Source organism: Bradyrhizobium sp. 215_C5_N1_1 (genome assembly GCF_052075935.1).
Classification (GTDB): domain Bacteria; phylum Pseudomonadota; class Alphaproteobacteria; order Rhizobiales; family Xanthobacteraceae; genus Bradyrhizobium; species Bradyrhizobium barranii.
Genome location: NZ_CP197228.1, coordinates 2886554 through 2911886 on the forward strand (window position 1 = coordinate 2886554; position 25333 = coordinate 2911886).

The following is a 25333-nucleotide window of genomic DNA, read 5'->3' on the forward strand; positions in this document are numbered from 1 at the left end:
GATCACGAGTGCGCTTCGCGCGATGCGGCGGATTCCGTGGCCGTTTTCCGCAGACTCTTGACGATGATCGCGATCAGCGGCACCAGCACCGGCACAATTGTGCTGAGCGGATGATGGACCGCGCCTGACACCTGGGCCTGGAGCGCCCGCGCCTCGAGCTGCAAGGCTTCGATGGATGCGCCGTGAATTTCATTGGCGAGCTCGATGTCGCGGCCGGATGGAGGACGGCCGGCAACGACGAAGAGAACCGCCGCGATGGCGAAATTGACGGCGCCGAGGATGGCAGCCGCCGCAATTGCGCTCCAGATCTGGACCAGCGCGAAATAGGCCGACAGCTCCAGCATCAGGAGCCCGAATGTCGCGATCAGGGCCGCGAAGGCCCGCAGGCCGAGGCCGATCAACAGATGGCGCAGCTTGATGTCCGCGATGATCCTGTCCGCGCGCCACAGCACGCGCAGATGTTTGACGACATTCTCGGTATTCACTTAATGTCTCCTCAGCATGACGCCGACGACGACGCCGAGTGCGAAAGCGGAGGCGAGCGATGTGACCGGGCGTTCCACAATGAGGCGCTGAAGCTGCTCCTGCTCGTCGCTGACGGTTTCTCCGAGCTCGGCAAGCGCGGCCTTGATCTGATCGGCCAGAGCCTCGGCCCGGTCTTTCGAGCTGTCGAACATCTCTTCGCCTGCGGTGCTCAGCAGACGCGTGACGTCAACCTTCAACGCTCGCAGTTCTTCGCTCATCCTGTCGCTGTTGAACATGGATTTGAGAACTCCCTTGAATGGAAGCGACCCTAAGGCCCGGCGGCGCGGCCGCGCTTGATTTGCGTCAAGGGACGGCGCGCGGTCCTGGTGTTGAGACAGGTCAACCCGGCCGCCACATGCTGGCCTAGAAGTGGCGGCTGAATGGGGGCCAATTGTCCCGATGAGGTGGAAGCGTGAACTCCGAACCGCTGTTGCTGGCAACGCCCTCCGGCGATGCGCTGAAATTGCGCCCGGAAGGGCCGTGGACGGCAGCCAACGTCTCGGCGCTCGAAACGCTGTCCCGATCGGTCGGAGCGGATGTCGATCGATCCAGCGCCGTGACGCTGGACATGTCCGGCGTCAGTGCGCTCGACACGCTCGGCGCCTGGGTGTTGGAGAAGCTGTCGCGACGGGCCGCATCATCCGGCAGATCGGCCGAATTCGTCGGCGTTGCCGATCATTTCAGCGGCCTGATGGATGAGGTGCGTCAGGTCAACCGCCACCCCCCGGCGGTTGCGGCCGCGCCAAACCCGATTCTGCTCAGGCTCGGCGATCTCGGCAAATCTACGGTTGGCGCGCGCGAAGACGTCACGATCTTTCTTCAAATGCTGGGTGCATTGTTCATCGCCGTGATCGGCGTGCTGCGCCGGCCACGCTCGCTGCGGCTGACATCGCTTGTCTATCAGCTCTACCGGATCGGCTGGCAGGCCATTCCGATTGTCGTTCTCATTACCTTCCTGATCGGTGCCATCATCGCCCAGCAGGGGTTCTTTCATTTCCGCAGATTCGGTGCGGAGTCCTACACTGTCGACATGGTCGGCATCCTGGTGCTGCGCGAGCTGGGTGTGCTGATCGTCGCCATCATGGTCGCAGGACGTTCGGGGAGCGCGTACACCGCCGAGCTCGGCTCGATGAAGATGCGCGAGGAGATCGATGCGCTCTCGACCATGGGCCTCGATCCCGTCCATGTCCTGATACTGCCGCGAGTAGCAGCCCTCGTCATCGCGCTGCCGATCCTCGCGTTCATTGGGGCGGTTGCGGCGCTCTATGGTGGAGGGCTGGTCGCGCAGTTCTACGGCGGCATGGCGCCGGCGATCTACATCGCGCGGCTGCATGAGGCCATCTCCGTCACCCATTTCGAGGTCGGCATCCTGAAGGCGCCCTTCATGGCTCTGGTGATCGGGATCGTCGCCTGCAGCGAAGGATTGCGCGTGAAGGGCAGCGCTGAATCGCTCGGGCGGCAGACGACCACGTCGGTGGTGAAGTCGATCTTCCTGGTGATCGTGCTCGACGGCCTGTTCGCGATCTTCTTCGCTTCGATCGGAATGTAACAATGGACGAATCGCAAGAGGTATTGGCGATCCGCGTTCGCGACCTCGTGGTCGGCTTCGGTCGCCAGACTGTGCTCGACCATCTGTCGCTCGACGTCCGCCGAGGCGAAATCCTCGGGCTCGTCGGTGCGTCCGGCGGCGGCAAGTCGGTCTTGATGCGCACCATCATTGGCCTGATCCCGCGCCAGGGCGGGAGCATCGAAGTCATGGGACGGCCGATCGGTGGCCGCAAGGACGGCGCGGCCAAGACGTGGGGCATCCTGTTTCAGCAGGGTGCGCTGTTCTCCTCGCTGACAGTTCGTCAAAACGTGCAGTTTCCGCTCCGCGAAAATCTCGTGCTGTCGCAGGAGCTGATGGACGAGATCGCCATCGCCAAGCTCGAGATGGTCGGGTTGCGAGCGCAGGACGCCGACAAATATCCGTCCGAGCTCTCGGGCGGCATGACCAAACGCGTGGCGCTGGCCCGCGCACTCGCGCTCGATCCGCCGATCCTGTTCCTGGACGAGCCGACCTCCGGTCTCGACCCGATTGCCGCCGGCGATTTTGACGCGCTGATCGGGACGCTGCAGAAGACCCTCGGCCTCACCGTGTTCATGGTCACCCATGATCTTGCGAGCCTCACCACGGTCTGCGACCGCGTCGCCGCGCTCGCCGACGGCAAGATCGTGGCGATCGGTCCGATGCGCGATTTGCTGCAATCCGAGCATCCCTGGGTGCGCGCCTATTTCCACGGCAAGCGCTCGCAGATGCTGCAACACGAGATGAGATGAGACATGGAAACCCGGGCTCCCTACGTGCTGATCGGCAGCTTCGTGCTGGCCGCTATCCTTGCGGTGTTCGGCTTCGTCTATTGGCTGAACAACACGGGCGGCATCGGGCCGCGCGCGAACTATCATGTGCAATTCCAGGGTCCGGTGCCGGGTCTGCTGGTCGGTGCCGGTGTGCTGTTCAACGGCATCCGGGTCGGCGAGGTGACGCAGATCGGCCTCGCGCCGGATAATCCGCGCTTCGTCAATGCGACGATCTCGGTTGCCTCGACGACACCCGTGCGTACCGACACCAAGGTCGGGCTGGATTTCCAGGGGCTGACCGGCGTGCCGGTGGTGACGCTGGAGGGCGGCATGATCGTTGCCAAGGCCGGCGAGCCCGTGACCCTGGTCGCCGATGCCGGTGCAGGCCAGAGCATGACGCAGGCTGCGCGCGATGCGCTGCGACGGGTCGACACCGTGCTGGAGGACAATTCCGGTCCGCTGAAGGACACTATCGCGAACCTCAAGATATTCTCCGACGGGCTCGCGCGCAACACCGGCAAGATCGACGGTATTCTGGCAGGCCTGGAAAAGATGACCGGCGGCGGGACGCCGGCGCAGAAGATCACCTATGACCTGCGCACGCCGCAGAATCTTGGGCCGGCCGGCAAGACGCTTTCGGCGTCACTGGCGATTCCCGAGCCGACCGCGGTCGCGATGCTCCAGACCCAGCGCATGTTGTTTGCACCCAGCGGGGATAATCCGGGCTTTGCCGAATTCCTCTGGGCCGACAGCATTCCGAAGCTGGTGCAGGCGCGGCTGATCGACAGTTTTGAGAATTACGACATCGCCCACGCGCCCTTACGCACGAGCGATCTCGGCCAGGCGGACTACCAGCTTCTGATCGACATCAGGCGCTTCCGGATCGCCACGGAAGGCGAGGCTCGGGTCGAGATTGGACTGTCGGCACGCATCGTCGACAAGAACGGCAAGGTGGTGGCGTCGCGCCTCGTCGAGACCAGCGAGAAGCTTGACAAGGTCGAGCCGGCCGCAGCGGTCGCAGCGTTCGACACAGCTTTCGCCCGCATTGCAAAGGAGCTGATCGGCTGGACGGTGCAGGCGGTCTAGCAACAGCACAAGACGGCCATGCCCGCCAAAATTGATCTGGGTCAATCGGCTTTGGCGCAGTGCAGTAAAATGCAGCCCGCGCGGTGGGCTCGGCCTGATGCGGGGCAGCCGGTGCTTGGAGCGGTAGATGAAGGCTTCCGTGGTGACGATCGAGCCGAACGGGCATTTTTGTAGCGATTGTGCGGTCCGCGACTTCGCGGTGTGCTCGTCGCTGGACCCGGCCGAGCTCAGGGAATTCGAGCATCTGGGGCGCCGCGTCCTCTTTGACGGGGGCGAGACCGTCTTTTCCGAGGAGGACAGCACGACCTCGTTCTACAATCTCCTCGACGGCGTCATGCGGCTCTACAAGCTGTTGCCCGACGGCCGGCGACAGATCGTGGGATTTGCGTTACCAGGCGATTTCCTGGGGATGAATATTTCCGGCCGTCACAATTTTTCGGCGGATGCGATCGGTGGCGTCACCGTGTGCCAGTTCGCGAAGGCGCCTTTCGGCCGCTTCGTCGAGAGCCGGCCGCATCTCCTCAGGCGGATCAACGAGCTGGCGATTCGCGAGTTGAGCCAGGCGCGCGACCACATGGTCCTGCTCGGCCGCCGATCGGCGGACGAGAAAGTCGCGACGTTTCTGCTCGCCTGGCGCGAGCGGCTATTCTCGCTGAAGGGGGCGTCGGACACGGTTCAGCTGCCGATGAGTCGTCAGGACATTGCCGATTATCTCGGCCTGACCATCGAAACCGTCAGTCGCACCTTCACCAAGCTGGAGCGACATGGGGTGATCGAGATCGTTCATGGCGGCATCAGCCTGCTCGATCCGGCGAAGGTCGAGGCCTTGGCTGCGGCCTGATCCGGCGCTCGCCTATTTTGATCCCAATCAATGACGGCGGTCGTGCGCCGCCAATAATGCCCAAAATAACAGGGGAGGGCATCATGCCGACTGACGCACTGCTGGTGACGATCGCTGTCGTGGTCGTTTTTGTCACATTCGCCGGGGCCTTGGCATGGGCAGACCGGCAAACCAGCGCAGGTCGGCCCGATTCGGACGCCAAGCACTGACGGTCCCGAGATCACAATCGCGTTTTACCGTGCTTGCCGCGGAGGCTTCCACGGCCAGCTCGCGGCCGTTCGGCAGCGCCTCAACGCAATGGTGCGCGCGATAGCTGCAACTCTGCATCGACCGGGACACATTGGCTCATCCCCCGGATGCCGCCTTTGCGCCCGACCGCGGCATTTTCGCCGTATTTGGCTCAAACCGTGCACATGCTTTCCGGTTGAAAAGCCTGCTAACGTTGACTACGCAGGAACTCCAGTGCCTCGCAGTCTTAGGAGCCGAGCGGCGTGCCTCAGGACAAGACCGGCGACCCCCGACAAGCGGCGGGCAACAAATTATCGGTCCTGCGCAAGCACCCGATCTTCGCGGATCTGGAGCCAGATGCGCTCGATCAGCTCTGCCGCTACGCCAAGCACACCACGGTGAAACGCGGTGCGACGATCGCCGCCAAGGGCGATCCCGGCAACAACCTGTTCGCGGTGATCACGGGAACAGTGAAGATTTCCTCTTCTTCGCCGGATGGAAGGAACGCTATTCTCAATCTGATCGGTCCTGGAGAAATCTTTGGCGAGATCGCGGTTCTCGACGGCGCGCCGCGCTCGGCCGACGCGACTGCCAACACCAATTGCGAACTCTACATCATCGACCGTCGCGACTTCCTGCCATTCGTGAAGAGCCAGCCGGCGCTGGCGATGAAGTTCATCGAGCTGCTTTGCGCGCGCCTGCGCTGGACCAGCCAGCAGGTCGAGCAGGTGATCCTGCAAAATCTGCCGGGCCGGCTTGCGAGCGCGCTGCTCGGTCTCACCGAAGAGCGCAAGTTCGACTCCGGCAGCGGCACGCTCGCCATCACGCAGCAGGAGATCAGCGAGATGGTGGGGATGACGCGCGAGAGCATCAACAAGCAATTGCGCGCCTGGGCCGGCCGCAACTGGGTTCGTCTCGAGCACGGCGCCATCGTCGTGCTGGATACCGATGCGCTGCACGACCTCGCCGAGAGCGGCCTCAACGGCGAGTGAGGCCTCAGACCTGATTGTCGACGATGGCGACCGCTCGGGTCCACCCTGCGGACGCTCGCTCGATCTTCACCGGGAAGCATGAGACCGTGAATCCGGTCGACGGCAGCTTGTCGAGATTGTGCAGCTTCTCGAGATGGCAATAGCCGATGTGTCGTCCCGCCTTGTGACCTTCCCAGATCAGGCCGGCATCTTTTGTTTCGGCATATTTCTTCGCGGTGTAGACGAACGGCGCGTCCCAGCTCCAGCCGTCGGTGCCGGTCAGCCGCACGCCGCGTTCGAGCAGGTACATGGTGGCCTCATAGCCCATGCCGCAGCCGGAGTTGACGTAATCGGCCTGGCCGAATTTGGCGCCGGCGCTGGTGTTGACGACCACGATCTCCAGCGGCGACAGCGTGTGCCCGATCCGTTTCAGCTCCTTCTCGACATCGTCGGCAGTCACCACGTACCCATCGGCCAGGTGGCGGAAGTCGAGCTTCACGCCGGGCTGCAGGCACCATTCGAGCGGCACCTCGTCGATCGTCCATGACCGCTCGCCGCGATTCATGGTCGGGTGGAAGTGCCAGGGCGCGTCGAGATGCGTGCCGTTGTGGGTGGACAGCGAGACCTGCTCGACCGCCCAGCCCTGGCCATCCGGCAAATCCTCCGCCTTGAGGCCGTCGAAGAACTGCAGCATGCGGGGCAGGCCCTGCTGGTGATCAATATACTGGATCGTCGGGTGATTGCCCGGCGGATCGGCCGTCACGTCGTTTCTGAGCGGCACGGAAATATCGATCAGCTTCCGCGGCATGGGCATTTCCTCGCGATGTTCCGTTTCGGTGCATCTTGGGCGGGCTCCACCCGTGGCGTCAAGTAACGCCCCGGTGCAGGCGATTTCGGAAAAAGGGGGCCATTCGCCGGTCGCGCCCTCGAAGTGATGCATGATCGATCGATGCAACTCCAGCATTGATCGATGCCGGATTTGGCTTGGACTCAGAATGCCGCCCGCCCTAGGGACGACGTTGGCGACATCGCGCTGATCAGCGCGCATCGCACAAGGATGGGGCGACCGTCACGTCTGCACCTCCAAGCCGCAACCAATAGCGGTCGATTCTAAAACCAGAGGAACGTCCATGGATATGACGAGCATCGTCACCTCGCGTCCGGCATTGGCCGACGGCGAGGCGGGATTAAAGGGAAGCCGGCACCTGCCGCGCAAGTCCCCGCCGGAGAGGGCGCGATGAAGCTCGCACCTTTCCTCGCCGTGATCATCCACCAGTCAAATCCGCTCGACTCCGCCGCGCAATCCTACCAAGGTGGTGCGTTTGTAACGCTTGACTTTACACCTGAAGTGGAGCGACCCAAGGCGGCCTGCAGCATCGGCCCAACGACAACATAATCAACTCAGGAGGAAACCCAGATGAAGACACTCACCGGTATCATCGCAGCCGCCGTACTGGCGGTCTCAGCGCCGCTGGCGACCGCACGCGATTTCCGTTCGGCCGACATCCACCCCGCCGATTATCCGACCGTCGAAGCCGTCAAGTTCATGGGCAAGCAGCTCGCAGCCGCGAGCGGCGGCAAGCTCGGTGTGAAGGTGTTTCCCAACGGAGCCCTGGGCTCGGAGAAGGACACCATCGAGCAGCTGAAGATCGGCGCGCTCGACATGATGCGGATCAACGCATCGCCGCTGAACAACTTCGTGCCCGAGACCATCGCGTTGTGCCTGCCCTTCGTGTTCCGGGACACCCAGCACATGCGCACGGTTCTCGATGGTCCGATCGGCGACGAAATCCTGGCGTCCATGGCGCCCGCGGGCCTGATCGGCCTTGCCTATTACGACAGCGGCGCCCGGTCCATTTACACCGTCAAGGCGCCGGTCAAATCGCTCGCCGACCTCAAGGGCCTGAAGATCCGCGTCCAGCAGTCCGACCTCTGGGTTGGCATGATCCAGAGCCTCGGCGCCAACCCGACACCGATGCCGTATGGCGAGGTCTATACCGCGCTCAAGACCGGCCTCGTGGACGCCGCCGAGAACAACTGGCCGTCCTACGAATCCTCGCGTCACTTCGAGGCCGCCAAGTTCTACAACGTCACCGAGCACTCGCTCGCGCCGGAAGTTCTCGTGATGTCCAAGACGGTCTGGGACACGTTGAGCAAGGAGGATCAGGCGATGGTCCGCAAGGCGGCCAAGGAATCGGTGCCCGTCATGCGCAAGCTCTGGGACGAGCGTGAGCAGGCCTCGCGCAAGACCGTCGAGGCGGCCGGCGTTCAGGTCGTCACGATCGCCAACAAGGCGGAATTCGTCGACGCGATGAAGCCGGTGTACGACAAGTTCGCAGGTGACGAAAAGCTGAAGGGCCTCGTCAAGCGGATCCAGGACACGAAGTAGGGCCACAGCGTCGGGTCCGGCGTCGCCGCGAGGCGGCGCCGGACCCCCGCAAGGAGACGCCGATGACAGACCCACATGTCGCAAGCCACGAGCAGGAGGTAACCGGCCGACCGTCGACCGGCTTGCTGTCGCGGATCAATGCCGTCGTTGCTCGCCTCGGCATGTATCTGTCCGTGACCGGCCTGCTCGTCATCGTCACCATCGTGTTCTACCAGGTGTTCGGACGTTACGTGCTCAATTCCAGCCCGACCTGGACGGAGAACCTTGCGCTGGTCCTGATCCTGTATGTCACGCTGATCGGCGCCGCCGTCGGCGTTCGCGACGCCGGACACATCGGCATGGACAGTTTGCTGGTGATGCTTCCGGATCATCTGCGAGAGAAGATCGAGCTCGTGATCCACGTTCTGGTGGCCGTGTTCGGCATTGCGATGGCCTATAACGGCTGGATCCTCGGAGCGTCGGTCGGAACCGTGAAGATCCCCAATCTCGGGCTCCCCGAGGTCATCCGCTACGTCCCGCTGATCGCCTCCGGCGTCCTGATCGTCTCCTTTTCAATCGAGCACATCATTGCGCTCCTGCGCGGCGAAGAGGTCGTCCCCTCATGGAACTGATCATTCTCGGCGCGACCTTCTTCGGCTTCCTGATCCTCGGCGTACCCGTCGCCTTCGCGATCGGCCTCTCGGCGATCTGCACCATCCTCTACGAAGGCCTGCCGGTCGCAGTCATCTTCCAGCAGATGATGTCGGGGATGAACATCTTCTCCTTCCTCGCCATTCCGTTCTTCGTCTTCAGCGGTGAGCTCATGCTGCATGGCGGCGTCGCCGACAAGATCGTGCAGCTCGCCAAGAATCTCGTTGGGCACATCCGCGGCGGGCTCGGCATGTCGAACGTGGTCGCCTGCACGCTGTTCGGCGGCGTCTCCGGCTCGCCTGTGGCCGACGTGTCGGCGATGGGCGCGGTGATGATCCCGATGATGAAAAAGGAAGGGTTCGACACCGACTACGCCGTCAACGTCACCACCCACGCTTCGCTGGTCGGAGCGCTGATGCCGACCAGCCACAACATGATCATCTATGCGCTCGCTGCCGGCGGCAAGGTCTCGATCGGCGCGCTGATCGCCGCCGGACTTCTGCCGGCGATCGTGCTGATGGTGTGCATGCTGGTCGCCGCCTACGCGGTCGCGGTGAAGCGCGGCTATCCGGCCGGCAAGTTCCCGGGCTGGGCCGAGGTTTTCCGCTCGTTCGCAGCCGCGCTGCCCGGACTTCTGATCGTCGGCATCATCCTGGCGGGCATCCTGTCCGGTGTCTTCACTGCAACTGAGTCCGCTGCCGTCGCGGTCACCTACACGATCCTGCTGACCTTCTTCATCTACCGCACCATGACCCTGCCGAACTTCCTGCGGGCTGCCGCCAAGGCCGTGAAGACGACGGGCGTGGTGCTGCTGCTGATCGGCGTCTCCACCATGTTCCAGTATCTGATGGGGCTCTACGAGGTCGCCGACTTCGCCGGTGACTTGATGAGCAGGGTGTCCTCGCAACCCTGGGTCATCTTCCTGCTCATCAACGTCATCCTGTTTGTGCTCGGCACCTTCATGGACATGGCGGCGACCATCCTGATCTGCACCCCGATCTTCCTGCCGATCGCGATGAAGGCGGGTATGGACCCCGTGCAGTTCGGCATGCTGATGCTGATCAACTGCGCGCTGGGGCTGAACACCCCGCCGGTCGGAACGACGCAGTTCGTCGGCTGCGCCATCGGCGGCATCTCGGTGGGGGCGGTGATGCGCACCATCCTGCCGTTCTATGCTGCCCTGATCGCAGCTCTGATGTTCGTGACCTACGTCCCCGCGTTCTCGCTGTGGCTGCCCCGCCTGCTGATGGGCTACAAGGGATAGCAGCAACAGGGAGAATCCGTTCGTGACTGACTATCGCAAGCTCTTCGATCTCACCGGCAAGACCGCCGTGGTGCTCGGCGCCGCCTCGGGCATCGGCAAATCGTCGGCCGAGGCGCTGGCCGGGCTCGGCGCCCGCGTCGTTTGCGCAGATCGCGCGCTTGACGCCGCCGAGGCGACGGCAGCCGGCATTCGCGACAAGGGCGGCTGGGCGGAAGCAGCCAGCTGCGACGCCGCGAGCGCTGCGGACGTCAATGCGCTCGCCAAGATCGTGATGCAGAAATTCTCACGGCTCGACATCGCCGTGACGACGCCCGGGCTCAACATCCGCAAGACCATCCTCGACTACACCGAGGAGGATCTCGACCGTGTCCTCAACCTCAACATCAAGGGCACCGTCTGGTTCTTCCAGGCCTTCGGCCGCATCATGGTCGAGCAGAAGGGCGGCAGCATCATCGCCTGCTCCTCGGTGCGCGCGGTGACCATCGAGCCCGGTCTTGGCGTCTATGGCTCGACCAAGGCGGCGATCGGCCTGCTGGTGAAGGGTTTTGCTTCAGAGGTCGGCCACGCCGGCGTCCGCGTCAACGCGATCGCGCCGAGCATTGCGGAGACCGCGCTGACCGGCCCGTTCAAGCAGCGGCCCGATATCTACAATCTCTATGCCGGCCACACCGTGTTCAACCGCTGGAGCAGCGCCGACGAAGTCGCGACGGCGGTCGCCTATCTCGCTTCGGATGCCGCGAGCTATGTCAGCGGCAGCACGCTGTTCGTCGACGGCGGCTGGACCGCGGTCGACGGGCCGCCGACCGGCCTTACCCAGCTGCACAAATAGGGCGGCCATCCGTATCTAGCCGGCAAAGCCGACGCGCTGGCGCAGCTCCTTCCGGTCTGCGCCGGTCAGCAGTGCGATCAGCGCGGCCGCCTCCTTCGGGTGTGCGGCCCGCGCCGTGACGCCGGCCGTGTACATCGTCACCAGTGCGCAGCCCGGCGGCAGCGACCCCGACAGCGCGATGCCGTCGGTCGCGATGATCTCGGTCGCCTGGGTGCATCCGATCGGCCGAGTTGCGGTGGATGCAGCAAGCTCGCGCATCGCGGTCGCGCCGTTCGGAAAGATCTTGAGACGCGATGCGACCTCATAGGCGATCCCAAGCTGATCCAGCACTTTTGCGACATGCTGTCCCGCGGTCGAGGCTTTGGTGTCCGGAACGTAGATGGCATCCGCGGATCGCAGCACCTCGCGGAGATCGGCCTCAGTCTTCACCGTGACTTTCGGATCGCGGTTACGGACCGCCAGCGCGGTCTCGACCCGGCCGATATCTGCGATCGAGGAGGGGACGACGAGCTTCTCCGCGGCGAGCTTCGCAAGGAGCGCCTGCGTGAGGATCACGAGATCCGCCGGCGTGCTGGCGCGCAGCTTGTCGGCCATGAGACCAACCGCACCGAACTCGCCATCGATGCCGAATCCAGTCTGCGTCTTGAAGGGCTCGCCGAGGCCGCGCACCAGGCCTTGCGCCGCGCCGCCGCTCAAAATGGTCACTGTCGTCACGATGCAAGCTCCATGGCTGCGATGATCCTGTCGCTTGTGATCGGCAGGTCGCGCACGCGCACGCCGAGGCAATCGTAGACCGCATTGGCGATCGCCGCCGTCACGGGACCGTGCGCGGCCTCGCCGGCGCCGACCGGCTCGATCTCCGGCCGCTGGATGATTTCGACATCCACCGCCGGCACCTTGCTGAAAGTCAGGATCGGATAGTCCGTCCATGACGTTGAGGTGATGCGCGTCCGGTCGAAGCGGACGCGTTCCTTCAGCACCCAGCTCGTGGCCTGGATCGCACCGCCCTCGATCTGGTTGATGACGCCGTCCGGATTGATGGCTTCGCCGACGTCGACCGCAAGCGTCAACCGCCTGACGCGAATGTCGTCGGTGCCTTCGATCTCCGCGATCGCGGCGCAATAGGCGCCCGTGTTCTTGTAGCGGGCGAAGCCGACGCCGTGGCCGATGCCAGACTGTTTTTGCGGTTTCCACTGCGCGCGCCGTGCCGCGGCGCGAATGACGTCGCTGGCACGCTCGTCGCGGAGATGACGCAGGCGGAACGCGATCGGGTCCTCGCCGCGCAGGACCGCGATCTCGTCGAGTATGGATTCGATCGCGAACACATTGCCTTGCCCGCCCAGGGTCCGCAGCGCCGACGTGCGCACCGGCATCGTCAGCAGTCGGTGGCTCGTGATGGTCCAGGCCGGAAGGTCGTAGAGTGGAACGGAGTTGCGGTCGCCGCCCCCGCCATTGGCGGCCGGTGGATTCGTCGAGATCATGCGCGGGTAGGGGTTCGCGATCTCGGTCGCCGCAAGCAGCGCCGGCTGCGCCGCGCGTCCCGGGCGCGCGGCATGGCCGTTGCTCCAGATCGCATGGCGCCAGCCGACGATCTCGCTGTCCGCATCGAGGTCGGCCTCGATCTCGATGGCCATCGCTGCGCCGAACGGCGCATGAGACATCTCGTCATGGCGCGACCACTGCACCCGCACCGGGCGGCCGCCGGCGGCTTTCGCCAGCAACACGGCATCGAGCGCGACGTCGTCGGCCGCATTGTGTCCGTAGCAGCCGGCCCCCTCCATATGCTCGACGACGATGTTCTCGGCCGGCAGCTCGAGCACGATCGCAAGATCGGCGCGCAGCAGATAGACGCCCTGGCTGTGGGTCCAGACATGGAGACGATCGCCGTCCCATCGCGCCATGGCGCAAGATGGCGCGATCGAGGCATGTGCGATGTAGGGACGGGTGTATTTCCGGCGAAGGGTGCGCGCAGCTCTCTTCGTCGCTGCCGCTGCTCTGGCGTCGATGACGGTGGTTTCGATCGGCTGGCTCTTCAGGAAGCCCGCGAGATCGTCTTCGTCGGGCAACGGCTCGCCGGCTGACCAGGTTGCGCCCTTGCGCAAGGCTTTCAGTGCGGCTTCCGCCGCAGCCTCGCTATCGGCAACCACGCCGGCAAAGCCGCCGTCGCGGACGATCGCGACGAGGCCGGGAACGGCGCGCGCCGCCGTCTCGTCGAGCGCAATCAGTCTGGCTCCGGAGATGTCAGGCCGCAGCGCGCGGCCGTGTACCAGGTCCGGCAATGCACAATCGTGAATGAAACGCGGTCGCGCAAACACCTTGTCGGGAATGTCGACCCGCTGGACCGAATGTCCGGCGACACCACGTGTGGCAGCGGGCTTCGCAACGACGCCCGCGGTGGCGTCGCGGTCGAGCGAGACGTCGCCAGCCAGCTCCCAATAGCTGGTCCTGACATTGCCGGGACCCGAGATCGTGCCGTCATCGACATCGAGCAGCGCCGCATCGACGCCGAGACGCTCCGATGCGGCAGCGAGGAAGCGCTGGCGGACCTCGGCGCAGACCTGTCGCAGCGCGCGGCCGGATTGCTGGACCGAAAGGCTGCCCGAGGTGACGCCCTCGTTCGGGCTGGCCGCCGTCGAGGCGCGGATCAGCTCGATCCTGCCGATATCGACGTCGAGTTCGTCCGCGGCGATCTGCGCCAGCGCCGTGACGATGCCCTGGCCGATCTCGACCTTGCCGGGCGAAATTGCGACACCGCCTTCGCCGCTGAACCGCACCCAGGACGACAGCTTTGGATTGGCCGCGAGGCTAACCGGCAGTTTCGGGACGGGGGACGGCACACTCATGACGTCGCCGTCTCCGCTGCCGCGCGCATCACGGCGCGGACCATGCGATTATGCGATCCGCAGCGGCACAGATTGCGATCGAGCGCGGCTCTGACCTCGGTCTCCGTCGGCGAAGGATTGCGCTTCAGCAGCGCCGCCGCGCTGATGAGGATTCCTGAGACGCAGTAACCGCATTGCATCGCCTGCTCGGAGACGAAGGCGCGTTGCAGCGGATGCGGCTGCTCGGCCGTGCCGAGGCCTTCCACCGTGACGACGTCCTTGTCCGCCACTGACCACATCGGCATGTCGCAGGAGGCCATCGCGCGGCCATCGACCATGACGTGACAGGCCCCGCACTCACCGGCTCCGCAGCCGAAATGCGGACCGGTGACGCCGAGCCGGCCGCGCAGCACATCGAGCAGCGTCTGGTCGGGATCGGCCTCCACGGCCATCGCCGCGCCGTTGAGCTGAAATCGAATGGTCGGCATGATCGTTCCGCGACCTCAGGACTTGTCGAACTTCTTGACGACATCGGCCCATTTCTCGATATCGCCGCGAAGGAATTTTTCGAATTCTCCCTGCGTCATGGACATGGGTACGGCACCCTGCTCGGTCCAGAGCTTTACGATGTCCGGTCGCTTCACCATTGCGTTCACGGCGGCATTGAGCTTGTCGATGACAGGCTTCGGCGTGCCGGCCGGGGCCATCAGGCCAAGCCAGATCGTCGCCTCATAGCCTGCGACGCCGGCTTCGCCCGCGGTCGGCACGTTCGGCAGCACGGCCGAGCGCTCCTTGCCGGTGGTCGCGAGCGCGCGGACCTGGTTCTCGCCGATATTCGGCGCCATCGCCGGCACGGCGTCGATCATCATCTGCACCTGTCCACCGATCACGCCGCTGCGCGCCTCGCCGCTGTTGCGGTAGGGCACGTGGACCACATCGATGCCGGCCATCGCTTTGAACAGCTCGCCGGCCATGTGATAGGGCGTGCCCTGGCCGGATGAGGCGTAGTTCAGCTTGCCCGGCTGCGATTTGGCGAGCGCGATGAACTCCTGCAGCGTCTTCGCCGGAACCTGCGGGTTCACCACGATGACGAGATCGGAGTAGTTCACCGGCGCGATCGGCGCGAGGTCGCGCATCAGCTCGTATTTGCGCTTGTCCGGCGTCAATAGCGATTCATTCGCGGTCTGGGTGTTGGACATCATCAGCAGCGTGTAGCCGTCGGCCGGCGACTTCGCCGCTTCGACCGTGCCGATGACGCCGCCCGCGCCGGTGCGGTTCTCGACCACGAAGGGCTGGCCAAAGCTCTCCTGGAGCACGTTGCCGATCAGCCGGGCCGCGACGTCCGCCGGCCCGCCGGCGCCAAAGGGCACCACGATCCGGACGGCGTGGGTCGGGTAATCCTGTGCCAATGAGGGGGATGCCGAGAGTGCGGCGAACAGGCTTACGGCCAGCGCCAGCATAAAACGTCGGGCCATTATGCCCACCTCCCTGATGTCGTTCTTGTTGGCTGGCACTGTAGCGGCAGGGAACGTGGACTGTCGACGCCTCACAAAGCTGGTCGAACAGGGAATATCGGGCGGTTTTCGGTGTGATCCCGCAGCATTTCGCAGGCGCGGCAGGAACCGCGGGCGCGCGCGATTTGAGCAAATCGCATGGGCATTGCCGGATAAATGCCCTCGGCTGCCCGTTATTTTGGTGTTACGAATTTGGACATGAACCAGCACGCCAAGATCGAAATCCGCCATTCGACCTGTCCGCACGACTGCCCCTCGGCCTGCGCGCTCGATATCGAGGTGGTCGAGGGCCGCAGCATTGGCCGCGTCCGAGGTTCGAAAAAGCAGACCTACACGGCTGGCGTCGTCTGCGCCAAGGTCGCCCGTTACGCCGAGCGCATCCATCACCCCGAGCGGCTGATGTATCCGATGCGCCGCACCGGGCCGAAGGGCTCCGGGCAGTTCGCGCGGATCTCGTGGGACGAGGCGCTGGACGAGATCGCGGATCGCTTCAACAAGGCCGAGCGCGAGTATGGCGCGGAATCGATCTGGCCTTATTACTACGCCGGCACGATGGGGCTGGTGATGCGCGACGGCCTCAATCGCCTCACGCATGTGAAGAAATATTCGCGCTTCTATCAGACCATCTGTGCCAATGTCGGGCGCATCGGGTTCGCGATCGGCACCGGCAAGATTGCCGGCGTCGATCCGCGCGAGATGGCGCTCTCCGATCTTGTGGTGATCTGGGGCACCAACCCGGTCAACACGCAGGTCAACGTGATGACGCATGCCGCGCGTGCGCGGAAGGAGCGCGGCGCCAAGATTGCCGCCGTCGACATCTACGACAACGAGACCATGAAGCAGGCTGACATCAAGATCATCCTGCGGCCCGGCACCGATGGCGCCTTCGCGTGCGGCGTGATGCATGTCCTGTTCCGCGATGGCTACGCCGACCGCGCCTATATGGACAAGTACACGGACTGCCCCGATGAGCTCGAGGCGCATCTGAAGACGCGCACGCCGGAGTGGGCGTCCGCGATCTGCGGCGTGCCGGTATCCGAGATCGAGGCCTTTGCGAAACTGGTCGGCCAGACCAAACGGACCTTCTTCCGGCTCGGCTACGGCTTCACCCGCTCGCGCAACGGCGCCACCCAAATGCATGCGGCGCTCTGTGTTCCCGCGGTGACCGGCGCCTGGCAGTATGAAGGCGGTGGCGCCTTCTTCAACAATTACGCGCTGTGGCACTTCAATGAATCCCTCATCGAGGGCCACGACGCGATCGATAAGACCACGCGGGCGCTCGATCAGTCGCAGGTCGGCCGCATTCTTACCGGCGACGCCGAAGCCTTGCTCGGCAAGGGGCCGATTAAGGCGATGCTGATCCAGAACACCAATCCGATGACGGTGGCACCGGAGCAGGCGCTGGTGCGTCAGGGGTTTGCGCGCGAGGATCTGTTCGTGGCGGTGCACGAGCAGTTCATGACCGAGACGGCCGAGATGGCCGACATCGTGCTGCCGGCGACCATGTTCATGGAGCATGACGATCTCTATCACGGCGGCGGCCACCAGCACATCTCGGTCGGGCCGAAGCTGATCGACCCGCCCGGCGAATGCCGCTCCAACCATCAGGTCATGCAGGCGCTGGCGCCGCGGCTTGGCGCGAAGCATCCGGGCTTCGAAATGACGCCGCGCGAATTGATCGACGCGACGCTGAAGCTCAGCAACCACGGCGACATCGCTGGTCTCGAAGCCGACATCTGGCGCGACCTGCAACCGGACTTCCGGACCTCGCATTATCTCGACGGCTTTGCCCATGCCGACAAGAAATTCCATTTCAAGGCCGATTGGGCGCATCCGCCGTTCGGCCAGACGATGGGCGATTTCGACAAGATGCCGTCGCTGCCGGATCATTGGGCGGTGATCGAGCATACCGATCAAGCCCATCCGTTCCGGCTCGCGACCAGTCCCTCGCGCAGCTTCCTCAACACCACCTTCAACGAGACGCCGTCCTCGCAGGCGCGCGAAGGCAGAGCGAGCGTGATGATCCATCCGCTGGATGCGGCCGCGCTCGACATCGCCGACGGCGACGCCGTGACGCTCGGCAACACCCGCGGCGAGACCACGCTGCTCGCAACGCTGTTCGACGGCGTGCGGCGCGGCGTGCTGATCGCGGAATCCGTTCACCCGAACAAGAATCATATCGGTGGCCGCGGCATCAACGTGCTGACTGGAGCCGATACGATCGCGCCGATCGGGGGAGCTGCATTCCACGACAACAAGGTCTGGATCAGGAAAACGGTCTCGCCCTGAGCGCGCGCTTCGCTCGCCCGCCAATTTGTGTCGAGGCGCTAAAGCAATGCCTCGTCGCAGATTGCCCTTGCGCCTGCCGCCCGAGCTGCCGCAAATGGCTGCAAACGGGAGCAAGGAAGCGAGCGTACCATGACCGACACCACAGCAATCATCACCGAAAAGCGTGGGCAGGCGTTCTGGATCACCATCAACCGGCCGGAGAAACGCAACGCATTGAACGGCGAGGTTATCGCCAGCATCACCAAAGGCTATCGCGACGCGCATGACGACAAGGACGTCCGCGTCATCGTGTTGACGGGGGCAGGCGACAAGGCGTTCTGCGCCGGCGCCGACTTGCAGAATTCCGGCGCGGCGTTCGCGATGGATCATTCCAAGCCGAACGTCGACTATGCCGATCTGCTGCGGTTGTCGCAGAATGCGACGAAGCCGGCGATTGCGCGAGTCGGCGGCGTCTGCATGGCCGGCGGCATGGGCCTGTTGTGCATGACCGACATGGCGATTGCGGCCGATCACGTCATCTTCGGTCTGCCGGAGGTCAAGGTCGGCGTATTCCCGATGCAGGTGCTGAGCCTGTTGCAGAGCATCGCGCCGCCGCGACTCGTCAACGAATGGGCGCTCACCGGCGAGCCGTTCGACGCGAAAGCCGCGCAAGCTGCGGGCCTGCTCAACTACGTTGTGCCCACCGGCGAACTCGATGCCAAGGTCGACTGGCTGATCGGCCGCATCGTCGACAAATCCCCCACCGCGATCCGTCGCGGCAAATATGCCATGCGCGCCATCGCCTCGATGTCGTTCGACGAGAGTATCGCCTACACGGAGAGCCAGATCGCATTGCTCGCGATGACCGAGGACGCGAAGGAAGGCCTGAAGGCCTTCGGCGAGAAGAGGAAGCCGGTCTGGACGGGAAAATAGGCGATCATTTCATTTACATTCGTTAGATGCCGCGGTCGCCCAATACACCTTCATTCCAAGGGATGATTGGCGTTTAGTCGAACAAAGAGCGATCTTGCCCGCTCCTCGCGACGTTTCTTGGTGGCTCTGATCAATTGCTTTCCGGTGCGCTTGGCGTAGGTTGGCAGTTGGCGGCTCGACCTATGACGGCCAGCGGCGCGCAACTCTGCATCCGTGAGATCGCTGTCGGCGCCTTCGGTGAATCCTCCGTGCCGGAAGGAAGTAAAGGAAAGTTCCTGACGAAGGCCAGCCTCCGCGATTATCTTCTTTACCACGCTGCGCAGATAGCGCAGGTCTTTGCGTGGGGTAATCCATGGAAGCGGGGTTTTTGACCGACGATGCGCATGGTCGCGTCGGAATACCAGGCCCGAGAGCGAGGTCTTTTTAATCTCGTCGAGCTCTTCCATAAGTTCGGGAAAGAGAGGGGCGCCCGTTTCGTCTAGCAGCGGCCACCAGGCTTCCTCTCCATTCTTTGGATGCACGATCCTGACGCTATTTGGCCGCTCGCTTGGGCGATAGTGCGAAATGTCGAAGGCGCCGAAGACGTGCTGCTCCCGCTGTAACCACTCCCATGCCAACAAAGCAGCAGTTCCGATCGAGCGGTAGTCAAGCTTTGTCGCGGCGGCTCTGAAAGCGACAAGTTCATCCCACGTTGCGGTCGGCGTGGGCCGTATTGGCCGTCCGGGTGCACTTGATTTTAGTCCCATCCGTGAAAATGGATTGCTCGCCGGTACCATCTTTTCCTGGGCGCGCTGGCCAACGAACCAGGCGCGCCGGCAGCTCGCCATGGCCACATTTGCATAACGTCGACGTTCGCGGACGATTACCTCTCCATTGCTACCTACTTTTGTTACTACTAGCAGCTTTCCATAGACTGCGTCGACGAAGGCCTTTGTGAAATCGGACAATTGCTTCGACCCAACACGACTTCCATCTTTCAACTCGTGATTGGCGAAGAGTGCGAGGCTTTTCCTGTACTGACGCTGAGTGTTGCTGTCGATTTCGTCCCACTTCTGGTGAGCCTGGAAGATGCTGACTAGCCAATCGAACGTGCCGGGTTCGGGAGGGGCGGGGATCATGTCACTTAAGCCTCGCGAGCGCCAGCTGTCGAACGCGGGCAAGAGGACCTTCTCAACACGCTCGACGGCACTAGCGTAATCGCTCCCTAACGCTTCAGGGCCTAAGTCGCAGCCCTGTCGGCGAGCCCAGGTTGGCGGCTCGAAGTAATAGGCGACCCTATTGTTCGCTAATAGTTTTCGTCGACAATATCGAGGAAGTGTCGGTGCCGTATCAAATGACATCATACGAGGCATAATAGGTCCTCCGCTTCTCGAAGATGTCTTGTCCCGATAGGCGCTGCGAACTGGTCCACGATCGCCTTCGACCAAACTGGCTGCCGCAGCCGTCCTGTTCCGCGCCAGCTGACTGGTGGCGGTGCGTCCCCTCGACCGATTGCACGCGCGAGCTCGCTTGTGTCCCCAAAGTCCAGATAGGCTGCGGCCATGTCTGCTCTCATCATCGCGGGCCAGGTCCCAGCGGGTGGGTAGCGGGCAGGCAGCGCGGGGCGCGGTGAAAATGGGCGGTCTGATCTCACTGTTGGGTGCCCGCTTGGTGCAAAAAGAGCTGAATTTGCAGAAGAACGACGTCCGATCCGGAAGATCTAGGTTGCTCGCGGCTTGTGGTCGGTGGAGCGGGAGTTGGGGTGGGTCCTAAAGGGACTTTTACGGTGAAAGAATTTTCCTCTCTACTGCGCAGTGCGGCTTGGCGGCGATAGGCCACAATAGCGTGCAAAAAGGAGGCCTTTGGCGTGCAGTTCTCGAGGAGAACCAATTTTGATCGGCGAAATCCCCAAAAGGCGGCAATAGTTATTGTTTCGGTTGCGGTCGTCGGGGGACCGCTAGCAGGCAGTCAACTGCTTTGGATGCATGATCAATGGCCTATCCGACAGATTCGATCGTGAACTTGCATTAAGGTGTCATTCGGCCTGCAATATTGACCCCCTAAGCCGGGGGATCGGCGTCCAAAATTGACCCCCTATAGGTTGGTCTGTTGCGCTGCCTGCTTTGGAATGAAGCAGGTGGTCGAGGATGCTGATCGTGGAGACGATTGCGCGGATTCGGCGCGAGCACTTCATCAAGGGCAAGACGATCAAGGAGATTGCCCGTGACCTGAAGGTGTCGCGGAACACGGTCCGGAAGGTGCTGAGGTCAGGAGAGACCTCCTTCGAGTACGAGCGGCAAGTGCAGCCGCGGCCAAAGCTGGGACGATGGGCAGTAGAGCTCGACGGACTGCTGGCGGCGAACGCGGCCAAACCGGCTCGTGAACAGCTGACGTTAATCCGGATCTTCGAAGAGCTGCGCAGCCGTGGCTATGACGGCGGCTACGATGCGGTGCGGCGTTACGCCAGGCGGTGGAGCAAGGAACGCGGGCAATCGACCGCGGCTGCTTATGTCCCGCTAAGCTTTGCCCCAGGCGAAGCCTACCAGTTCGACTGGAGCCACGAGGTGGTCTTGCTGAGCGGCACCACGGTGATGGTGAAGGCCGCCCATGTCCGGCTCTGTCACAGCCGCATGCTGTTCGTGCGGGCCTATCCGCGGGAGACGCAGGAGATGGTGTTCGACGCCCACGACCGGGCGTTCGCCCTGTTCAAAGGCACCTGCACCCGCGGCATCTACGACAACATGAAGACCGCCGTAGAGACGATCTTCGTCGGTAAAGGGCGTCTCTACAATCGCCGCTTCCTGCAGATGTGCAGCCACTATCTGGTCGATCCGGTCGCCTGCACGCCAGCGTCGGGCTGGGAGAAGGGGCAGGTCGAGAACCAGGTCGGGCTGGTCAGGGAACGCTTCTTCACGCCGCGGCTGCGGTTCAAAAACCTCGACGAGTTAAACGCCTGGCTGCTCGACAAATGCATCGCCTACGCCAAGGTTCATCGCCATCCGGAGCTGGTCGATCAGACGATCTGGGAAGTGTTCGAAGCCGAACGCCCCAAACTCGTTCCCTATGCCGGCCGCTTCGACGGCTTCCATGCGGTGACGGCATCGGTCTCGAAGACCTGCCTGGTGCGCTTCGACAACAACAAGTACTCGGTCGCAGCCAGCGCAGTCGGACGACCGGTCGAGGTTCAAGCCTATGCCGATCGCATCGTGATCCGTCAGGATGGACGCATCGTTGCCGAGCACCCGCGATCCTTTGGCCGCGGCGATACCGTCTACGACCCCTGGCATTATGTGCCGGTGCTCGCCCGCAAACCCGGCGCCTTGCGCAACGGTGCTCCCTTCAAAGACTGGGTGCTGCCAGCCGCGATCGAGCGGATCCGGCGCAAGCTTGCCAGCACCGACGACGGCAATCGGCAGATGGTCGACATCCTCAACGCGGTGCTGACTGACGGTCTGCCCGCGGTGGAAGCGGCCTGTGCCGAAGCGCTCAGTCACAGCGTCCATTCGGCCGATGTCGTTCTCAATATCCTGGCCCGTCAACGTGAACCCGCCCCACCGGCCAACATCATGACGCCGGCCGCACTGACGCTCCGTCATGCACCGATCGCCGATTGTGCCCGCTACGACAACCTCCGGAGGACCATCTGATGGAACGAACCCAAATCTTCGACCTCATGGGCGAACTCAAGCTCTACGGCATGAAGGCTGCCTTCGACGAGATCATGGCAACTGCCGTCAAGCGCCAGCACGAACCTCAGCGCATTGTCGGCGACCTGCTCAACGCCGAGATCAACGAGAAGCAAGCCAGGTCGATCAAATACCAGCTCACCATTGCCAAGCTTCCGCTTGCCAAGGACATCGCCGACTTCCAGTTCGACGGCACGCCGATCAATCAGACTCTCGTCAATGATCTTGCTGGCGGCGGCTTCATCGCCCAACAACGCAACGTCGTGCTGGTTGGCGGCACCGGCACAGGCAAAACCCACCTGGCCATTGCCATCGCCAGAAGCTGCATCCGATCCGGTGCCCGCGGCCGCTTCTTCAACGTAGTCGACCTCGTCAATCGCCTCGAGACCGAGACCCGCAACGGACGGCAAGGACGGCTCGCCGAGCATCTGACCCGGATGGACTTCATTGTGCTGGATGAACTCGGCTATTTGCCCTTCGCCCAGTCCGGTGGCCAGCTTCTCTTCCACCTCGTCAGCCGGCTCTATGAGCGCGCCTCCGTCATCGTGACCACCAATCTCGCCTTCGGCGAATGGCCGAGCGTGTTCGGCGACGCCAAAATGACCACCGCGCTGCTCGATCGGTTGACCCATCACTGTGACATCGTCGAGACCGGCAATGACAGCTGGCGCTTCAAAAGCCGCGACGACGATCACGCCACCCGCGCTCGTCTCGTCTCCGCTATCCCGGCCAGCTCCAACGAGCCGAGCGCTACCGTCAAACCGCGGCGCACGAAGGGGTCAAAATTGGACGCCGATGAGGGGTCAAATTTACAGGCCGATTGACAGGAAGATCAATACGAGGCCGGCGAACCCGTTCAGGAGCCATCGACCGATCGCGGGCGAGAACGCTGGATTAGATGACAGAGCGGGTTCCAGCGTCCCTGCGGGAGTCGTTTCAAACAAGGTCGACATCAGGCACCTTTTCCAAAGCGGAGGAACCGCCTGAATGCGCCGATGAGGCCGAGCGTCATCACGAGCAAAACACCGGCCAAAGCCCCGGCGAAGGGCCAGTTGAGCAATTCCGTGGTCTGCTGACCGATCAAGGTTGCGATGGTCAGGTTCTGCGGGCCGCCCACCAAGGCCGGCGTGACGTAGAAGCCAAGCGACAGGATGAAGACCATGGTCGCCCCTGCATAGACGCCGGGCAGGCTAAGCGGCAGCGTGACGGCCAAGAAACTCGTCCAGGGTCCGGCGCCGAGATTCCTCGCTGCGCGCTCGAGCTCAGGTGGGGTCGAGCGCAGAGAGGAGAAGATCGGTAGGATCATGTAGGGCATGAGCACATGCGTCATCGCGACGATGACCGCCCCCTCGGTGTAGATCAGCTTCAGCGGCTGATTGATCAGCTCCCAGTTCAGCAGCGCGTTGTTGACGATCCCCGTCCTCTGCAGCAGCACGATCCAGGCGTAGGAGCGGACGAGCACGCTGGTCCAAAGCGGAATCAGGACACAGGCCGCGACCAGCATCGCGGCGCGCGCGCCGAGCTGCGACATTACCAGTGCCACGGGATAGCCCAGCAGAAAGGCAAGAAGCGTAACGATCGCGGCCGTCTGGACGGTGCGCAGGAATATTCTCAGGAAGATCGGCTCCTCGGCGATGCGCAGATACTGCTCCGCCGTCGGCGTCGGCGTGAAGATGCTGCCCAGCAGCAGTTTCGCGACCGGCAGGAGAAAGGCGAACCCCAGCAGCAGGACGAGCGGCAGCGCGAGAACGAGCGAGGCGGGGCGGGAGAGCTTGCCGGCCACCGAGCGTTCCGCGTCGGCGATTGTCGTGTTTGCCATGGCTTAGGCCTCGCCCGCGAAGACACGAACGGCGGCCGGGTTTAGCCGCACGAAAGTCCGCCCGCGTGGCGAGACGCCGGTGTCCCGATGGGACGATGGAACCTGGATCTGGAGCTGGGTTCCGTCTTTCGTTCGTACAATCAGCGTTCGATGCGGACCGAGGAAGATCGACGTTTCGATCTCGCCCGCTATGGCTCGTTCGTCGTCGTCCGTCGGGCTCAGACTTTCTGGCCTCGCCGCAATCCGCACGGAGCGTCCAATGGCGACATCCTCGCGCCCACCTATTTGAGACCGTGCGACATCGAATGTCTGTCCCGAGACCACGATCTCGATGCGGCGATCGTCGAGCCCAGTTACGACCCCATTGAGGAAATTCATCTTGCCAATGAAGTCGGCGACGAAGCTGCTGCTGGGCTCGTGATAGAGCGAGACGGGGCTGCCGAGTTGCTGGATGCGCCCCTTGTCCATGACCGCGATCCGGTCGGACATTGTCAGCGCCTCTTCCTGATCATGGGTTACGTAGATGATCGTGATGCCCAGGCTGGCGTGCAGCGTCTTGATTTCGATCTGAAGTTCTTCGCGTAGCTTCTTGTCGAGAGCACCGAGCGGTTCATCCATGAGAAGGACCGGCGGCTGGAAGACCAAGGCGCGCGCCACCGCCACACGCTGCTGCTGGCCACCCGAAAGCTGGGCGGGCATGCGGCCACCGTGATTCTGAAGCCGGACACGCGAGAGCGCCTGCTCGACCAAGAAAGCGATTTCGCCCTTCCTCATGCCGCGCATCTTGAGCGGAAACGCGACGTTCTGTGCCACGCTCATATGCGGAAACAGGGCGTAGCGCTGGAAGACCATTCCGATGCCGCGCTTGTTGGGTGAAACATGGGTCAGATCCCGCCCGCCCAAGGTGATCGACCCCGAACTCGGCATCTCGAATCCCGCGAGCATCATCAACAGAGTAGTTTTGCCCGAGCCCGAGGGGCCGAGCAGAGAGAGGAATTCCCCGGCCTCAACGTGAAGATCGACACAATCGACACCGACGATCGGTCCGAATCGTTTCGAAACGCCTTGGATGGCGATGGCCCCGCCTTTGAGGGAATTTAGGCTCTGGTGCCCGTTTGAGGCATCGCTGTTGGACTTGGCGATCATAATCACTCTTGAATCCCTGAGAGGCGCTTCGCCGGCCGGGACGGTCGCCCGATATCCATATTT

The 25333-nt window shown here is 63.2% G+C and carries 24 protein-coding genes and 1 pseudogene; 15 read left to right on the top strand and 10 right to left on the bottom strand.

What is annotated here, in order from left to right:
• Positions 1–2: 2 nt before the first annotated feature.
• Both AB7G19_RS13535 and AB7G19_RS13540 read right to left on the bottom strand, forming a co-directional pair.
• Positions 3–485 (bottom strand): phage holin family protein, encoded by a 483-nt coding sequence (locus AB7G19_RS13535; RefSeq protein ID WP_354130617.1) that lies wholly within the window; start codon positions 483–485, stop codon positions 3–5.
• Complete coding sequence (locus AB7G19_RS13540; protein WP_208087837.1) at positions 486–761, bottom strand: hypothetical protein; 276 nt, start codon at positions 759–761, stop codon at positions 486–488.
• 176 nt (positions 762–937) lie between these two features.
• On the opposite strand from AB7G19_RS13540, the gene AB7G19_RS13545 reads away from it, so the two are divergent.
• From AB7G19_RS13545 to AB7G19_RS13570, 6 genes are all read left to right on the top strand, one after another.
• Positions 938–2074 (top strand): ABC transporter permease, encoded by a 1137-nt coding sequence (locus AB7G19_RS13545; protein WP_354130616.1) that lies wholly within the window; start codon positions 938–940, stop codon positions 2072–2074.
• Positions 2075–2076: 2 nt separating this feature from the next.
• A complete protein-coding gene (locus tag AB7G19_RS13550) occupies positions 2077–2844 on the top strand; it encodes an ABC transporter ATP-binding protein (RefSeq protein WP_354130615.1) in 768 nt (255 codons plus the stop codon).
• Positions 2845–2847: 3 nt separating this feature from the next.
• Entirely contained in the window at positions 2848–3951 is a 1104-nt protein-coding gene (locus tag AB7G19_RS13555) for an ABC-type transport auxiliary lipoprotein family protein (protein WP_354130614.1), read from the top strand.
• A gap of 127 nt (positions 3952–4078) precedes the next feature.
• Positions 4079–4792 (top strand): helix-turn-helix domain-containing protein, encoded by a 714-nt coding sequence (locus AB7G19_RS13560; RefSeq protein WP_071911865.1) that lies wholly within the window; start codon positions 4079–4081, stop codon positions 4790–4792.
• An 83-nt stretch (positions 4793–4875) separates the two neighbouring features.
• Positions 4876–5001 carry a hypothetical protein gene (locus tag AB7G19_RS13565; protein ID WP_256461316.1) on the top strand — a complete coding sequence of 42 codons (126 nt, stop codon included), beginning with the start codon at positions 4876–4878 and terminating at the stop codon, positions 4999–5001.
• 282 nt (positions 5002–5283) lie between these two features.
• Positions 5284–6012, top strand: coding sequence for a Crp/Fnr family transcriptional regulator (locus AB7G19_RS13570; RefSeq protein WP_259256673.1), 729 nt, complete (start codon positions 5284–5286; stop codon positions 6010–6012).
• A gap of 4 nt (positions 6013–6016) precedes the next feature.
• On the opposite strand, the gene AB7G19_RS13575 is transcribed toward AB7G19_RS13570, so the two are convergent.
• Positions 6017–6799, bottom strand: coding sequence for a cyclase family protein (locus AB7G19_RS13575; protein ID WP_071917324.1), 783 nt, complete (start codon positions 6797–6799; stop codon positions 6017–6019).
• A gap of 429 nt (positions 6800–7228) precedes the next feature.
• On the opposite strand from AB7G19_RS13575, the gene AB7G19_RS13580 reads away from it, so the two are divergent.
• The 5 genes from AB7G19_RS13580 (at position 7229) to AB7G19_RS13600 (ending at position 11103) form a co-directional block, all read left to right on the top strand.
• A complete protein-coding gene (locus tag AB7G19_RS13580; RefSeq protein WP_161495946.1) occupies positions 7229–7387 on the top strand; it encodes a hypothetical protein in 159 nt (52 codons plus the stop codon).
• Between the two features lie 21 nt (positions 7388–7408).
• Positions 7409–8380: a TRAP transporter substrate-binding protein gene (locus AB7G19_RS13585; protein WP_071911867.1), complete on the top strand. Its 972-nt coding sequence runs from the start codon at positions 7409–7411 to the stop codon at positions 8378–8380.
• Between the two features lie 62 nt (positions 8381–8442).
• Positions 8443–8991, top strand: coding sequence for a TRAP transporter small permease (locus tag AB7G19_RS13590; RefSeq protein ID WP_014493779.1), 549 nt, complete (start codon positions 8443–8445; stop codon positions 8989–8991).
• Complete coding sequence (locus AB7G19_RS13595; protein ID WP_208087830.1) at positions 8982–10274, top strand: TRAP transporter large permease; 1293 nt, start codon at positions 8982–8984, stop codon at positions 10272–10274. Before AB7G19_RS13590 ends, AB7G19_RS13595 begins: the two co-directional genes overlap by 10 nt.
• Positions 10275–10296: 22 nt before the next feature.
• Positions 10297–11103, top strand: coding sequence for an SDR family NAD(P)-dependent oxidoreductase (locus AB7G19_RS13600; protein ID WP_247303232.1), 807 nt, complete (start codon positions 10297–10299; stop codon positions 11101–11103).
• A 15-nt stretch (positions 11104–11118) separates the two neighbouring features.
• On the opposite strand, the gene AB7G19_RS13605 is transcribed toward AB7G19_RS13600, so the two are convergent.
• The 4 genes from AB7G19_RS13605 to AB7G19_RS13620 are packed head-to-tail and all read right to left on the bottom strand — an operon-like array spanning position 11119 to position 15400.
• Positions 11119–11817, bottom strand: a complete 699-nt coding sequence (locus tag AB7G19_RS13605) for a molybdate ABC transporter substrate-binding protein (RefSeq protein ID WP_441267863.1) — start codon at positions 11815–11817, stop codon at positions 11119–11121.
• Positions 11814–13946 (bottom strand): molybdopterin cofactor-binding domain-containing protein, encoded by a 2133-nt coding sequence (locus AB7G19_RS13610; RefSeq protein WP_441267864.1) that lies wholly within the window; start codon positions 13944–13946, stop codon positions 11814–11816. Before AB7G19_RS13610 ends, AB7G19_RS13605 begins: the two co-directional genes overlap by 4 nt.
• Entirely contained in the window at positions 13943–14413 is a 471-nt protein-coding gene (locus AB7G19_RS13615) for a (2Fe-2S)-binding protein (protein ID WP_441267865.1), read from the bottom strand. Before AB7G19_RS13615 ends, AB7G19_RS13610 begins: the two co-directional genes overlap by 4 nt.
• Before the next feature lie 15 nt (positions 14414–14428).
• On the bottom strand, positions 14429–15400 hold the full coding sequence (locus tag AB7G19_RS13620) for a Bug family tripartite tricarboxylate transporter substrate binding protein (protein WP_441267866.1): 972 nt from the start codon (positions 15398–15400) through the stop codon (positions 14429–14431).
• A 237-nt stretch (positions 15401–15637) separates the two neighbouring features.
• On the opposite strand from AB7G19_RS13620, the gene AB7G19_RS13625 reads away from it, so the two are divergent.
• Both AB7G19_RS13625 and AB7G19_RS13630 read left to right on the top strand, forming a co-directional pair.
• Positions 15638–17728 (top strand): molybdopterin oxidoreductase family protein, encoded by a 2091-nt coding sequence (locus AB7G19_RS13625; protein ID WP_441267867.1) that lies wholly within the window; start codon positions 15638–15640, stop codon positions 17726–17728.
• Between the two features lie 129 nt (positions 17729–17857).
• Positions 17858–18640 (top strand): enoyl-CoA hydratase/isomerase family protein, encoded by a 783-nt coding sequence (locus tag AB7G19_RS13630; RefSeq protein ID WP_166100021.1) that lies wholly within the window; start codon positions 17858–17860, stop codon positions 18638–18640.
• Positions 18641–18690: 50 nt separating this feature from the next.
• On the opposite strand, the gene AB7G19_RS13635 is transcribed toward AB7G19_RS13630, so the two are convergent.
• Positions 18691–19800, bottom strand: a complete 1110-nt coding sequence (locus AB7G19_RS13635) for a hypothetical protein (protein WP_441267868.1) — start codon at positions 19798–19800, stop codon at positions 18691–18693.
• A 966-nt stretch (positions 19801–20766) separates the two neighbouring features.
• Between AB7G19_RS13635 and istA the strand changes: the two are divergent.
• Positions 20767–22257 (top strand): annotated as a pseudogene (gene istA, locus AB7G19_RS13640) (IS21 family transposase); the annotation flags it as partial.
• Between the two features lie 8 nt (positions 22258–22265).
• Positions 22266–23129 carry an IS21-like element helper ATPase IstB gene (gene istB, locus AB7G19_RS13645; protein WP_039183785.1) on the top strand — a complete coding sequence of 288 codons (864 nt, stop codon included), beginning with the start codon at positions 22266–22268 and terminating at the stop codon, positions 23127–23129.
• A 128-nt stretch (positions 23130–23257) separates the two neighbouring features.
• Here istB and AB7G19_RS13650 read toward each other — a convergent pair whose 3' ends face one another.
• Both AB7G19_RS13650 and AB7G19_RS13655 read right to left on the bottom strand, forming a co-directional pair.
• A complete protein-coding gene (locus AB7G19_RS13650; protein WP_441267869.1) occupies positions 23258–24124 on the bottom strand; it encodes an ABC transporter permease in 867 nt (288 codons plus the stop codon).
• A 3-nt stretch (positions 24125–24127) separates the two neighbouring features.
• Positions 24128–25270, bottom strand: coding sequence for an ABC transporter ATP-binding protein (locus AB7G19_RS13655; RefSeq protein ID WP_441267870.1), 1143 nt, complete (start codon positions 25268–25270; stop codon positions 24128–24130).
• Between the last annotated feature and the right edge of the window lie 63 nt (positions 25271–25333).

Excerpts from the sequence above, each read along its gene's own strand:
- AB7G19_RS13540 (WP_208087837.1), bottom strand. The coding sequence starts at position 761 with ATGTTCAACAGCGACAGGATGAGCGAAGAACTGCGAGCGTTGAAGGTT.
- AB7G19_RS13550 (WP_354130615.1), top strand. The coding sequence starts at position 2,077 with ATGGACGAATCGCAAGAGGTATTGGCGATCCGCGTTCGCGACCTCGTG.
- AB7G19_RS13555 (WP_354130614.1), top strand. The coding sequence starts at position 2,848 with ATGGAAACCCGGGCTCCCTACGTGCTGATCGGCAGCTTCGTGCTGGCC.
- AB7G19_RS13560 (WP_071911865.1), top strand. The coding sequence starts at position 4,079 with ATGAAGGCTTCCGTGGTGACGATCGAGCCGAACGGGCATTTTTGTAGC.
- AB7G19_RS13565 (WP_256461316.1), top strand. The coding sequence starts at position 4,876 with ATGCCGACTGACGCACTGCTGGTGACGATCGCTGTCGTGGTCGTTTTT.
- AB7G19_RS13575 (WP_071917324.1), bottom strand. The coding sequence starts at position 6,799 with ATGCCGCGGAAGCTGATCGATATTTCCGTGCCGCTCAGAAACGACGTG.
- AB7G19_RS13580 (WP_161495946.1), top strand. The coding sequence starts at position 7,229 with ATGAAGCTCGCACCTTTCCTCGCCGTGATCATCCACCAGTCAAATCCG.
- AB7G19_RS13585 (WP_071911867.1), top strand. The coding sequence starts at position 7,409 with ATGAAGACACTCACCGGTATCATCGCAGCCGCCGTACTGGCGGTCTCA.
- AB7G19_RS13590 (WP_014493779.1), top strand. The coding sequence starts at position 8,443 with ATGACAGACCCACATGTCGCAAGCCACGAGCAGGAGGTAACCGGCCGA.
- AB7G19_RS13595 (WP_208087830.1), top strand. The coding sequence starts at position 8,982 with ATGGAACTGATCATTCTCGGCGCGACCTTCTTCGGCTTCCTGATCCTC.
- AB7G19_RS13610 (WP_441267864.1), bottom strand. The coding sequence starts at position 13,946 with ATGAGTGTGCCGTCCCCCGTCCCGAAACTGCCGGTTAGCCTCGCGGCC.
- AB7G19_RS13615 (WP_441267865.1), bottom strand. The coding sequence starts at position 14,413 with ATGCCGACCATTCGATTTCAGCTCAACGGCGCGGCGATGGCCGTGGAG.
- AB7G19_RS13620 (WP_441267866.1), bottom strand. The coding sequence starts at position 15,400 with ATGGCCCGACGTTTTATGCTGGCGCTGGCCGTAAGCCTGTTCGCCGCA.
- AB7G19_RS13625 (WP_441267867.1), top strand. The coding sequence starts at position 15,638 with ATGAACCAGCACGCCAAGATCGAAATCCGCCATTCGACCTGTCCGCAC.
- AB7G19_RS13630 (WP_166100021.1), top strand. The coding sequence starts at position 17,858 with ATGACCGACACCACAGCAATCATCACCGAAAAGCGTGGGCAGGCGTTC.
- istB (WP_039183785.1), top strand. The coding sequence starts at position 22,266 with ATGGAACGAACCCAAATCTTCGACCTCATGGGCGAACTCAAGCTCTAC.
- AB7G19_RS13650 (WP_441267869.1), bottom strand. The coding sequence starts at position 24,124 with ATGGCAAACACGACAATCGCCGACGCGGAACGCTCGGTGGCCGGCAAG.
- AB7G19_RS13655 (WP_441267870.1), bottom strand. The coding sequence starts at position 25,270 with ATGATCGCCAAGTCCAACAGCGATGCCTCAAACGGGCACCAGAGCCTA.